11 protein-coding genes are annotated in these 11580 nt (G+C 58.2%); 3 read left to right on the top strand and 8 right to left on the bottom strand.

Annotated elements, in window-relative coordinates; translation table 11 throughout:
- The 8 genes from LRK71_RS20280 to LRK71_RS20245 all read right to left on the bottom strand — a co-directional run.
- Positions 1-276 (bottom strand): hypothetical protein (locus tag LRK71_RS20280; protein ID WP_456300284.1); only part of this gene is annotated, 276 nt, incomplete at its 3' end.
- Positions 277-1059: 783 nt separating this feature from the next.
- Positions 1060-2205, bottom strand: coding sequence for an iron-containing alcohol dehydrogenase (locus LRK71_RS20275; protein WP_232405775.1), 1146 nt, complete (start codon positions 2203-2205; stop codon positions 1060-1062).
- Positions 2206-2313: 108 nt separating this feature from the next.
- The gene (locus LRK71_RS20270) at positions 2314-3696 is read right to left on the bottom strand and encodes an aldehyde dehydrogenase family protein (protein WP_232405774.1); all 1383 of its coding nucleotides are present in this window, start codon (positions 3694-3696) and stop codon (positions 2314-2316) included.
- 75 nt (positions 3697-3771) lie between these two features.
- Complete coding sequence (locus LRK71_RS20265; protein WP_232405773.1) at positions 3772-5133, bottom strand: glutamine synthetase family protein; 1362 nt, start codon at positions 5131-5133, stop codon at positions 3772-3774.
- Positions 5134-5192: 59 nt separating this feature from the next.
- Positions 5193-6227 (bottom strand): TRAP transporter substrate-binding protein, encoded by a 1035-nt coding sequence (locus LRK71_RS20260; protein ID WP_232405772.1) that lies wholly within the window; start codon positions 6225-6227, stop codon positions 5193-5195.
- Positions 6228-6313: 86 nt separating this feature from the next.
- Entirely contained in the window at positions 6314-7816 is a 1503-nt protein-coding gene (locus LRK71_RS20255; protein ID WP_232405771.1) for a TRAP transporter large permease, read from the bottom strand.
- The gene (locus LRK71_RS20250) at positions 7816-8370 is read right to left on the bottom strand and encodes a TRAP transporter small permease subunit (RefSeq protein WP_269751834.1); all 555 of its coding nucleotides are present in this window, start codon (positions 8368-8370) and stop codon (positions 7816-7818) included. Before LRK71_RS20250 ends, LRK71_RS20255 begins: the two co-directional genes overlap by 1 nt.
- 34 nt (positions 8371-8404) lie before the next feature.
- Entirely contained in the window at positions 8405-9190 is a 786-nt protein-coding gene (locus tag LRK71_RS20245; protein WP_232405769.1) for an N-formylglutamate amidohydrolase, read from the bottom strand.
- A 158-nt stretch (positions 9191-9348) separates the two neighbouring features.
- Here LRK71_RS20245 and LRK71_RS20240 point away from each other — a divergent pair, with 158 nt between their 5' ends.
- The 3 genes from LRK71_RS20240 to LRK71_RS20230 all read left to right on the top strand — a co-directional run bounded on the left by LRK71_RS20240 (position 9349) and on the right by LRK71_RS20230 (position 11186).
- On the top strand, positions 9349-10221 hold the full coding sequence (locus LRK71_RS20240) for a MurR/RpiR family transcriptional regulator (RefSeq protein ID WP_232405768.1): 873 nt from the start codon (positions 9349-9351) through the stop codon (positions 10219-10221).
- A gap of 134 nt (positions 10222-10355) precedes the next feature.
- Positions 10356-10721, top strand: a complete 366-nt coding sequence (locus LRK71_RS20235) for a hypothetical protein (protein ID WP_232405767.1) — start codon at positions 10356-10358, stop codon at positions 10719-10721.
- A 114-nt stretch (positions 10722-10835) separates the two neighbouring features.
- Positions 10836-11186, top strand: a complete 351-nt coding sequence (locus LRK71_RS20230) for a RidA family protein (RefSeq protein WP_232405766.1) — start codon at positions 10836-10838, stop codon at positions 11184-11186.
- The last annotated feature ends 394 nt before the right edge of the window (positions 11187-11580 follow it).

Here is an 11580-nt window from a genome sequence, read left to right as displayed (position 1 = left end):
CTGGTCAGCGCAATCCGCACCGCATCTTGCCGGGATTCGTCCGTCCGTTTCAGTCCCATAGTCAGTCTCCTTTGTTGCAGTAAATGCTATCAAAGGAGCGGCATCAAACCGTGACAGGTCCAGAAGAGCCAGAGTCGCATCAAGAAGTTTGAGGAGGCATTCGAGGCATTCGCAAATCAGGAGATGATCGCGGCGGGTAAGGAAATCCCCAGATACGAGCTTTTGCGCCGCTACTGCTCCCATCACCTGGAGCCTGCCGTCAATCGAGATAGACAAGGAAATGCTCTTTCCTTTGCCACTGCCAACTTCAAGTCTACGCAGTTCCCACAGTTTTGGGCAGCATCACCGGTGCAACACTTTGGAGAAACCGAGAAGGTGGTTGGTTTTCCCATCATCAGGGAGAAGTATCGGAAGGCATTGAGGTCGGTTGGGTTTGACCAAGACATCACGGATGCCGATCTACGAGATGCGCTCGCGCGGCGCGTGCTTCATACAACTATCCAGCCGGTCTCCTCATTTATGAACTCGCTGCGAACACGCATCAGTCCAGCTAAGCGAGCCGGCGGCAAATCCGCGCGAAATGGCCCAAGCTATATAAACGGTGCTGTATTCAATCCGGCGGTCCTGGTCGCAATCCTCAATATCTATCGGGTCTATTATAACTGGTTTGAGGCGCGGCAATATGTCGGCCCTGGATCTGCGGGCAAGGCAACCGCAGATGTTGAAATGGGGCTCTCCTCAGTGCGTGTTCCGGGTTCACTTGAGGTCGTTCAAGTTCCAAAGCGCCGATCAACGGCACCGGTGATGCGGACGCCTGCGATGCGCCTGGGAGCCGCTGATGAAAAGGACAAGGCACCCGATCCTCGTCGAGTGCTCTATCGCCCGTGGTGTTCCACGGCACGCCTCTGTGGCGAAAGTTTGAAACGCGATAATAGTCCGTATTCGTCAAGAGGCCCCTGCGAAAAACTTCGCAGGGGCCTCTCTATGTCCCAGATCCCGGAATGCGTCAAGGATATGCCGAGGGGCTCATTTTCTTTAGTGTCGCAAAGACCTAGCGCCTTACAGGGCGGCCTTGAACAGCTCTGTCAGATTGGCTTCGGTCAGCTCAATCGGGTTACCCCCGCAAGAGGGGTCGATGATGGCGCCTTTGACCAGATCGGGGATTGCGGCCTCGGTGACGCCCAGATCCGACAGCTTGCGCGGGATGCCCATGCTGTCGTTCAACTCCTGCACATAGGCGCAAAACCCGTTAAAGCCCCCCTCGATGCCCAGATAGGCCGCTGCCTTGTCAAAGCGATCGGCAATCACCGACGCGTTGAACTGCAGCACGGCGGGCATGCAGACCGCATTGGTGGTGCCGTGGTGGGTATTGAAATGCGCGCCAATCGGGTGGCTCATGGCGTGGATGGCGCCCAGCCCCTTTTGAAAGCCGGTGGCTCCCATGGCAGCGGCAGACATCATCTGCGCGCGAGCTTCGATATCGGTGCCATCGGCATAGGCACGTGGCAGATAGTCTTTGACCAGGCGCATGCCTTCCAGCGCGATGCCCTGCGACATCGGATGGTAATGCGGCGAAGAGAAGGCCTCGACACAATGGGCAAAGGCATCCAGGCCTGTGCCGGCGGTGATGAACTTGGGCATACCAACGGTCAGCTCGGGATCACAGATCACGACCGCGGGCAGCACCTTGGGATGGAAGATGATCTTTTTCACATGGCTGACGCTATCGGTGATGACGCTGGCGCGCCCCACTTCAGAGCCGGTGCCAGCCGTGGTGGGCACTGCGATGATTGGCGCAATGGCATCAGCATCGGCGCGGGTCCACCAATCGCCAATGTCTTCAAAGTCCCAGATTGGACGGGTTTGGCCCGCCATAAAGGCAACCATCTTGCCCAGATCCAGGCCAGAGCCGCCACCAAAGGCAATGACGCCATCGTGGCCACCTGCATTATAGACCGCGACCCCGGCCTCGAGGTTTTTCTCATTTGGGTTCGGGTCCACTTCAAAGAAGATGCCGCGCCCTAGGCCTGCAGCCTCCATGATGTCGAGGGTGCCCTTGGTGACCGGCAGATCCGCCAGGCCCTTGTCTGTGACCAGCAGGGGCTTTTTGATCCCGGCGGCCGCGCAGGCCTCTCCCAGTTCCTTGATCCGGCCAGCGCCGAATTTGATTGCGGTCGGGTAGGACCAGTTTCCAACGAGAGACATATCTTCGCCTTTCATATGTGGCCGCAGGGGCCAACGTAACACTCTGCCCTCGGGCGGCATGCCCAGGGCCATGGTGGCCCGATCTGTTTCCAGTTCGGGCCGACAGGGTTACCCCGCCACCTTCTTCAGGTGATAGCTCTTGGGCCGGGTGAGATTCTGATAACCGATGACCGACAGCCCACCACCGCGACCGGTGTTCTTGCAGCCCGTCCAGCACAGGCTGGGATCAAGATAATCGGCGCGGTTCAGGAACACGGTGCCGGTCTCGATCTCGTCACCAATACGGATGGCGCGGTCCAGATCACGGGTCCAGAGCGAGGCAGTGAGGCCAAATTCGCTGTCATTCATTAGCGCGATGGCTTCGGCATCGGATGAAACCTTCATAATGCCAACCACCGGGCCAAAGCTCTCGTCGCGCATCACCCGCATCTCGTGGGTAACCTCGGTGAGGATCTGTGGCGTCAGATAGGCGCCCCCATCGTCCTCGGCCATTGTGTCGATATGGGCAACGGCCCCGGCAGCGACCGCCTCGTCAATCTGGGCGCGGACCTCTGCGGCAAAGCGCACATTGGCCATGGGGCCCATGGTGGTGGCTTCATCCAGCGGATTGCCCAGCTTGTAGCCTTTGACGATCTCGACCGCCTTGGCGACAAAATCATCATAAAGGCTTTCGTGTACATAGATGCGCTCGATACCGCAGCAGCACTGACCGGCGTTGAACATTGCACCATCAATCAGTGTATCCACGGCTGCATCCAGATCCGCGTCTTCCATCACATAGCCGGGATCTTTGCCGCCCAACTCGGTGCCGACACCGGTAAAGGTGCCCGCCGCGGCGCGTTCCATCGCCTGGCCACCACCAACAGAGCCGGTGAAATTGACAAAGTCAAAGGCGCGCGCGGCAATCAGGGCCGAGGTGGTGTCATGGTCCAGGAATACGTTCTGGAACACCTCGGCAGGAACCCCAGCGGACTGGAAAGCAGCCGCCATCCGTTCGCCGACGAGCAGGGTTTGCGTAGCATGTTTCAGCACCACGGTATTGCCGGCAATCAGGGCCGGGGCCAGGGTGTTGATTGCCGTCATATAGGGATAGTTCCAGGGCGCGACGATAAACACCACCCCATGCGGCACCCGCTTGATATAGCGCTTGAAGTTCGAGTCATTGCCCACTTCGATATCCGCCAGCGCGGTTTCGGCAATCTCCGCCATGTAGGAACTGCGCTCGTTGAAGCCGCCAAATTCGCCGCCATAACGCACCGGGCGCCCCATCATATGGGCCAGCTCGGGTACGATTTCATCATTCATCGCGCCAACGGCGGCAACACCGGCCATGACCAGATCGATGCGTTCCTGCACGGGGCGTGCAGCCCATGCCTTTTGCGCTGCACGCGCTGCAGTGGCGACAGCAAATCCCGCGTCGCGGGACAGGGTCTGGCGCTCTGCATAAACCGATCCGTCAATCGGAGAGATACATTTCAGGGTCTGGCCCATGTTCATCCTCATCTCGTTTGAAAGGGGAGCCCCCTTCATCTTGCCAAAAATACCTTCGCCGAAGGCCGCGCGCCTTTAGGCGCGCTCAAACCCGCGGGCGATTTCATAGTCGGTGACGACGCGGTCGAAATCTTCAATCTCGACCTCAGCGGCACGGGTGTAGTGATCCACCACATCGTCGCCCATGGCGGCGCGCAGCATCTCTGATCCCTTCAGGCTCAGCCGGGCCTCGCGCAGGGTTTCCGGGATCATCCCGCTATCGCCCTGATAGACATCACCCGTCGCCGGGGCCTGCAGCTCCAGCCCCTCTTCGATCCCGGCAATGCCGGCGGCCAGCATCGCGCCCATCGCCAGGTAGGGGTTCATGTCCGACCCCGGAATGCGACATTCGACGCGGATGGCCTTGCTGCCAACACCACAGAGCCGATAGCCGGCGGTGCGGTTGTCTACCGACCAGATGATGCGGGTCGGGGCAAAGGTGCCCTTCATGAAGCGTTTGTAGCTGTTGATATAGGGCGCCATGAAATAGGTGTAGTCGGGCGCATATTTCAACAGGCCCGCCATGTAGCTCTTCATCAGCGCCGACATGCCCAGCTTGTCTTGCGCGTCATAAAAGGCGGGTTTTCCATCCTGCCACAGCGACTGGTGCACATGGCTGGAAGAGCCGACCTTGTCGCGGTGCCATTTGGGCAGGAAGGTCACGGCATGGCCCTGCTGCCAGGCGATTTCCTTTGTCGCATGTTTGGCGATGGTGTGGAAATCGGCGGTGTCCTGTGCCTGGCCGTATTTGATGTTCAGCTCTTCCTGGCCGGTCTCGGCCTCGCCCTTGGTGCATTCCACCGGGATGCCAGCATTCCAAAGGTGATTGCGCAGCGGGCGCATCACGTGTTCTTCCTTGGTGGTTTGCAGGATGTTGTAGTCTTCGTTGTAGCCAGAGATCGGCTGCAGGTCGCGGAAATCCGATTTGCGGATCGCGTCAAAGTCTTTCTCAAAAAGGAAAAACTCCAGCTCGGTTGCGGTCATGGCATCAAAGCCAAGCGCGGCCAGACGACGGATCTGTTTTTTCAGAATGGCGCGGGGGCTGTGGGGGACTTCTTCATGGCTATGGTGATCCAGCACATCACACAGCACCATCACTGTGCTCTCAAGCCAGGGGAGGGGGCGCAGGGTGGCCAGATCGGGTTTCATCACATAGTCGCCGTAGCCGTTTTCCCAGCTGGTCGAGGCAAAGCCATCCGGGGTTGCCATCTCCAGGTCGGTGGCCAGCAGATAGTTGCAGCAATGGGTTTCTTCCCAGGCGCCATTGATAAAGTGCTGCGCATGAAAACGCTTACCCATCAGGCGTCCCTGCATGTCGACAAGGCAGACCAAAACGGTATCTACATCGCCATTTGCAACTTGGGCTTTCAGATCGTCAAAACTCAGAACACCAGTCATGGGGTACTTTCCTGTATAGCAGAGGGTGCCCCGGCACTGTGGCGCCGGGGCGATTTGATTTAGCCGTAGCGGTAGGGGCGACCGGCCTTTTGCATGTCCGAGTTATACTTCTTGAAGATCTCGACAACCTTGGCTTTGGTGGGGCTTTCGGCAGCGATTTCATCCCAGAACTTGACGGCGGCGTCTTCGACGGTTTTCCATTCGTCGTCTGGAATGGAGGTCAGCTCCAACTTGGGGCCATTGACCCGCAGCGAGGCTTCGCCACCCCAGTACCACCACTGGCGATAGTAGTGTGACTGGTCACAGCAGACGCGGAACAGGGTCTGCAGATCTTCGGGCAGTTCGTTCCAACGACCCTGGTTGGCAAAGAAAGACCCAGCCCAGGCACCAGAGATGTTGTTGGTCAGGAAGTAGTTGGTCACATCAGCCCAGCCAACGGTGTAGTCTTCGGTGATGCCGGACCAGGCAACGCCGTCCAGCTCGCCGGTCTGCATGGCGACTTCGATGTCTTCCCAGGGCAGGGTGACAGGCACGACGCCAAACTGGCTGAGGAAGCGACCCGCAGTTGGGAAGGTAAAGATACGCTTGCCCTTCAGATCAGCCAGGCTGTTGATGGGGTCTTTGGTGGCAAAGTGGCAAGGGTCCCAGGCACCGGCAGAGATATGCTTGACGCCGACCTTGGAATATTCCTCGTCCCAGATTTCGTTCAGGCCGTACTGGTTGAACAGGACGGGTACGTCGAGCGAGTAACGTGAGCCAAAGGGGAAGTAGCCGCCGAAAACGGTGACTTCGGTGGGCGAGGCCATCGAGTCATCGTCCGACTGCACGGCGTCGATAGTGCCGCGCTGCATGGCGCGGAACAGTTCGCCCGTGGGGACCAGCTGATCGGCAAAGTACAGTTCGATCTGCATGCGGTCGCCTGCGATCTTGTTGAACATGTCAACGGCGGGTTTCACCACATGCTCTGCCAGAGCGGCGCCCGCATAGGTCTGCATCCGCCATTTGATGGTGGAACTTGCCAGCGCAGGGGTGGCCAGAGGGGCCGCCATCGCACCAACACCTGCGGTCTGCAGGAACTTACGTCTTGTTGTCATAATTCTTTCTCCATGTTGTATCGGGGTGAAATAGGGCCCCCGAGCGGGGCTCTTCTTGGGTTATTTCTAGGGTTCTGCCATCCGGGTCATTTGCCGTAGACCAGCTCTGGCAGCCAGAGCGCGATCTGTGGGAATACCATGATCAGCGCCAGGGCCACGACCATAACAGCGGCAAAGGGGATGATAGAGATATAGATGTCCTTCAGGCCGATTTCTGGCGGCGCCATGGCCCGCATCAGGAACAGGTTATAGCCAAAGGGGGGGGTCATATAGGCGATCTGGGTTGTGATGGTATACAGCACCCCGTACCAGATCAGATCGAACCCCAGCGCGCCAACCAGCGGCACATACAGCGGCGCCACAATCACCAGCATTGCTGTGTCATCCAGGAAAGTCCCCATGATGATAAAGCTGAGCTGCATCAGGATCAGGATCATCCAGGGGCTCAGACCCAGCTGGGTGGTGAACAGATCTTCGATCGCCTTGACCGCGCCAAGCCCATCAAAGATAGCACCAAAGCCCAGGGCCGCTAGGATGATCCACATGAACATGCAGGAAATCCCAAGGGTCGAGCGTACCGAGGTTTCAAACACTTGCTTGTTCATGCGGCCCTTGAGGATGGCGGCGATAAAGGCAGTCATGGCACCAATGGCAGAGCTTTCCACCAGCGAGGTCCAGCCGTTGACAAAGGGCAACATCATCGCAGCAAAGATCGCCAGCGGCAGAACGCCGGAAAACAGCAGGCGGTGTTTTTCCTTCAGGAATACATCCTTGTAGAATATCGGCAGGCTGCGGGTGGTAAAGGCTAGAACCGCAGCACCCAAGGCCACCCCAATAGAGGTCTTGGGCGCAACCATGTCCAGTTTGACCAGCAGCGGCACAATAACGATGGCCGCCAGCACGACAAAGTTCAGTCGTAGCGGGTGGCTGCTGACCTGGTCATATTCGGCCAGGTCTTCCGGGGTCATGGCGGGGCCAAGGTCCGGCTGCATCTTGGCGCGGATATAGATGTAGATGATGAACATCGTGGCCATCAGCAGACCGGGGATGACCCCGGCCAGCCACAGCTGGCCAACCGGCTGGCGTGCGATCATCGCATAGAGCACCAGAACCACCGAAGGGGGCACCAGAATACCCAGGGATGACCCCGCCTGAATGGTGCCGGTCACTAGGATCTTGTCATAGCCCCGCCGCAGCAGTTCCGGCAGCGCAATGGTGGCACCAATGGCCATGCCGGCCACTGACAGGCCGTTCATTGCGGAAATCAGCACCATCAGACCGATGGTGCCAATGGCCAGGCCGCCCTGCACTGGACCCATCCAGACATGGAACATGCGATAGAGATCATCGGCGATCTTGGATTCCGACAGCACATAGCCCATGAAAATGAACATCGGCAGGGTCAGCAGCGGATACCATTTCATTAGCTTCATCGAGGCGGCAAATGGAATTTCCACCCCGCCCGTACCCCAGAGCATCATTCCGGCGACAGCGCCGACAAAGCCAATGGCGCCAAAGACGCGCTGGCCGGTCATCAACATCAGCATCATGCCGGCAAACATGACAATCGCGATCAATTCATAGGGCATCAGATTTCGACTCCGCGAAGACGGCCGATATCGCGGAACAATTCGGCAAGACATTGCAACAGCATCAGGAAGACGCCAAAACAGAGGATGGATTTCACTGGCCACAGATAGGGCCGCCAGGCGGTAGAGCTGCGCTCAATATAGCCGATTTTGGCCCAGGCCGCGCTTGGGCCTTCGGTGAATAGTGTGGCAAGGATATCGCCAAAGAAGCTAAAGGGCTCCATCCCGAAATAGCCCAGGCTATAGGCCATAGAGCTGACGGCCCCATAGAGCAGCACGCCGAGATAGAACATCAGGAATAGCACGGTAAAGGCATCCACCATCGCCTTGGTGCGGGTGGTCCAGCCGCCATAGAACAGATCCATCCGCACGTTGGACCCCATCTGCATCGAATAGGGCCCGCCAAGGATGTAATAGGCCACCATGATGAACTGGGCCATTTCTAGCGTCCAGAGCGAGGGATTGAAGAAGGTCTTTGACACGGAAGACCACAGAAGCACCCCGATCAGGGCAAAGATCAGGTACATGGCAAAGCGGCCAATCAGCCGGTTCATCGCCTCGACGGCGCGAATGTAGCGCAAAATGAGTTTAGGCACCGGCACCTCCTGTGGGTTGGGTTGCAGCCAGGGCCGGGCGTATCAGGGTCATCAGCTCCTCTGCTATCTGGGCCTCTTCTTCGGGGGTGCGTAGCAGGTCGTTGCGCACCTCGATCATGACATTGGCCAAACCGTTTTGCAGCCCATGCAGCTGGAGTGAATGGGTGACGCCATCTTCGGGGCCATAGGGATCATTTCGGCTGATCTCGCGATCGGGCAGGGCCGAGGCGTGATCCAGCATGGCATCCGCAAGGCGGCTGTCGCTATCATGCAAAATTCCGATCTCTACGCTGCGAGGGCTGCCATAATAGACCGGCGTAAAGCTGTGAATGGTGATCAGCGCCGTTGTCAGCCCGGCTGCCTTGCGCGTTGCAATCACCTGGCTGACGGCCTCGCAGAATGGAGTGTAAACAGTTGCGACGCGTTCGTCGCGCTGGTCCTGGGTCAGGTTGGTATTGCCAGGAACCTCAATCACTTCTGATTTTTCCGGCATCGCTGAGGCGGCCTCTGGCGGGCGGTTGCAGTCATAGACCAGGCGCGACACCTTGGAAGCAATCAGCGGCGCATCCAGCGCATCCGACAGCAGGCGCGCAACAGCGCAGGCACCGGGATCCCAGGCGGCGTGGCTCTGGCGATCCGCCTCGGCCAATCCCAGATCGCCATAACGAGGTGGAATGTGGTGACTGGCATGCTCGCACAGGATAACGGCACCCCCACGGCCTGCGCCGTTGGATACTTCATATGCCTCGCTGCGAGCGGTGGAATCGCTCAGTGACATTCGGGTCTCCCTCGTTTTGGAAAAATCTTTTCACGCGGGATTATTTCTGTCAATATAATTTCAGAAGAGATTTCTCCCGCAATGACAAACGGAGCAGTCTTGTCAAAGAGGTCTTGTTCTTGTTGCCTGTTTTTTATTCACCCGAGGGGGATCCTGCCTTGACCAAATCGTCACTCACCGTGCGAGAAAAAATCCGGGATCACTATGCGACGCTGACGCAATCAGAGCGCAAATTTGCCAATTCCCTGCTGGAAAATTACCCGGCGGCGGGGCTGGCTTCGATTACCATTGTCGCGTCCAATGCAGATGTTTCAACGCCAACGGTGGCGCGTATGGTGCAAAAGCTGGGCTTCAAGGGCTATCCGCAATTCCATCAGGCGCTGCTGAAAGAGCTGGAGGCAAAGGTCTCTGGCCCGACCCAGCGGCGCGCCAACTGGGCCTCAGAGGCACCAGAGGGGCATATGCTCAATCGGTTTTCTCAGGCGGTGACCAATAACTTGAGCCAGACATTCTCCAATGTGGATTCAGGCCAGTTTGACGCCGCCGTGCGTCAGTTGGCCGATACCGACGGACGGCTTTATGTCGTTGGTGGCCGGATCACCCGTGCTCTGGCGGATTACGCATTTACCCATTTCCAGGCCATCCGGCAGCGGGTCACGCATATGACCTCTTCCTCGGCGACCTGGCCGCATTATGTGCTGGACATGGAGGCAGGAGACACCCTGCTGATGTTTGATGTGCGCCGCTACGAGACCAATTTGCAGCGGCTGGCCGAACTGGCAGCAGAGCGCGGCGTAAAGGTGGTTTTGATCACGGACCAATGGGCCAGCCCGATCACCGCGGTGGCGGAACATGCCTTCAGCTGCTGGGTGGAAATCCCCTCGGCCTGGGATTCCAATATCTCCACCATGATGCTGCTTGAAGCGATGATCGCGGCTACACAGGAAGAGAGCTGGGATGAAACCAAGGAGCGCTATGACCGCCTTGATGCCCTGTTTGATACAACCCGCCTGTTCAGAAAATTCTCTTGAAGCCGCCGCCTGGCCCGGGCAGCGGTGGTTGTTGTGGGATAGGAAAGGGGCATGGACAGGTCAGCTGGCTTGAGCCATGCTGGATGGACCTCTGAAGAGGTCGTGTTGGAAATATTCTTTCAGGTTGAGATATCATGCCCAAATCTGCTTCCCTTCTCCCCGCGCTTGTTCTGGCTGCGATGGCAGGCCTTGTGACCCCGCCGGTTATGGCCAAACCGCTGAGCCGTATGCTGGCGCAATCCCCGATGACCCCAGGCGACTTTGACGCCATGCGGGCGGCTGAGGCCGCGCTTTATGATCACGCGGGGGTCAAGGTTGGCAGCTCTGTCAAATGGAGGAACCCCGAGACCGCGTCTTACGGGATGGTCAAGGTCATCGGGAAACAGGGCAACTGTCTGGCGATGACGCACACGGCCCATCCCAAAGGTGCCAGCCCGGCCAGAGAGCTTATGCGCAAGTTCTGCCAAGCCTCCAGCGGCAAGTGGTTGCTGACCGAGTAATCATCGCCAGGTCGGGCGCGTCCCGCACTCTCTCCATCTATTTGGCCACCGACATTTCTGTGGTGGCCAACCTTTGGGGCTTCGGCCCTTTTCTCCCAAGCCAGGATCCATACGATGTCAGAAATCACCCGTCTCCACACCGGCGCTCGCATGAGCCAGATCGTCACCCATGGCGATACGATCTATCTTGCCGGTCAGGTTGGCACCAAGGGCGCAAGCGTGGCGCAGCAGACCCAGGATTGCCTCGACAAGATCGACGCACTGCTGGCCGAGGTCGGGTCTGACAAGACGCGCCTGCTGCAAACTACCATCTGGCTGGCCGACATGGCCGACTTCGCCGAGATGAATGCGGTCTGGGACGCCTGGGTTCCAGAAGGTCACAGTCCCGCCCGTGCCTGCGGCGAGGCAAAGCTGGCGCTGCCCGATTTCCTGGTGGAATTCATTGTTACTGCGGCCAAGGCCTGACCGCGCCTTCCGATATCCGGAAGAGATCACACGGAAGAAGGGCTCGGCCATTGGCTGGGCCCTTTTGCGTTTGGCGGGGTTTGCGCCGCAAAACGCGCCAGCTAGCGGTTTGGTTTGGCGCGTGTTTGGCGCGACTCGGGAGTGAGTCTGTGGGTAAGTTTGTGAGTAAGTGCTGGTTTGGGATGTTTGTGGTTTGTGGCAAGGCTTCTGGGCGGTGTTTAGGAGAGGTTTGCGGGTTTTTTCTTCGTGTAATATGTTGATATTGTTTAATTTTCACATTTCTGTTGCGGAAAGTTGCGATTTGCTTGGTTTTTGGGTTGCGGGTGCTGCCGGTTATACTTAGAACCCCCTCTACCGGCAGCGGCGACGCGGTCTGGTGGGTTGCTTCGGCGGC

The sequence above is a fragment of the Pseudophaeobacter flagellatus genome, assembly GCF_021228235.1.
Taxonomy (GTDB): Bacteria; Pseudomonadota; Alphaproteobacteria; order Rhodobacterales; family Rhodobacteraceae; genus Pseudophaeobacter; species Pseudophaeobacter flagellatus.
Note: the sequence above shows the minus strand (reverse complement) of the source record. Positions and strands in the feature narration are given on the sequence as shown.

Bases quoted from the DNA above. Each gene is read 5' to 3' on its own strand.
- LRK71_RS20275 (WP_232405775.1), bottom strand. From the start codon at position 2,205: ATGTCTCTCGTTGGAAACTGGTCCTACCCGACCGCAATCAAATTCGGC.
- LRK71_RS20270 (WP_232405774.1), bottom strand. From the start codon at position 3,696: ATGGGCCAGACCCTGAAATGTATCTCTCCGATTGACGGATCGGTTTAT.
- LRK71_RS20265 (WP_232405773.1), bottom strand. From the start codon at position 5,133: ATGACTGGTGTTCTGAGTTTTGACGATCTGAAAGCCCAAGTTGCAAAT.
- LRK71_RS20260 (WP_232405772.1), bottom strand. From the start codon at position 6,227: ATGACAACAAGACGTAAGTTCCTGCAGACCGCAGGTGTTGGTGCGATG.
- LRK71_RS20255 (WP_232405771.1), bottom strand. From the start codon at position 7,816: ATGCCCTATGAATTGATCGCGATTGTCATGTTTGCCGGCATGATGCTG.
- LRK71_RS20250 (WP_269751834.1), bottom strand. From the start codon at position 8,370: ATGAACCGGCTGATTGGCCGCTTTGCCATGTACCTGATCTTTGCCCTG.
- LRK71_RS20245 (WP_232405769.1), bottom strand. From the start codon at position 9,190: ATGTCACTGAGCGATTCCACCGCTCGCAGCGAGGCATATGAAGTATCC.
- LRK71_RS20235 (WP_232405767.1), top strand. From the start codon at position 10,356: ATGCCCAAATCTGCTTCCCTTCTCCCCGCGCTTGTTCTGGCTGCGATG.
- LRK71_RS20230 (WP_232405766.1), top strand. From the start codon at position 10,836: ATGTCAGAAATCACCCGTCTCCACACCGGCGCTCGCATGAGCCAGATC.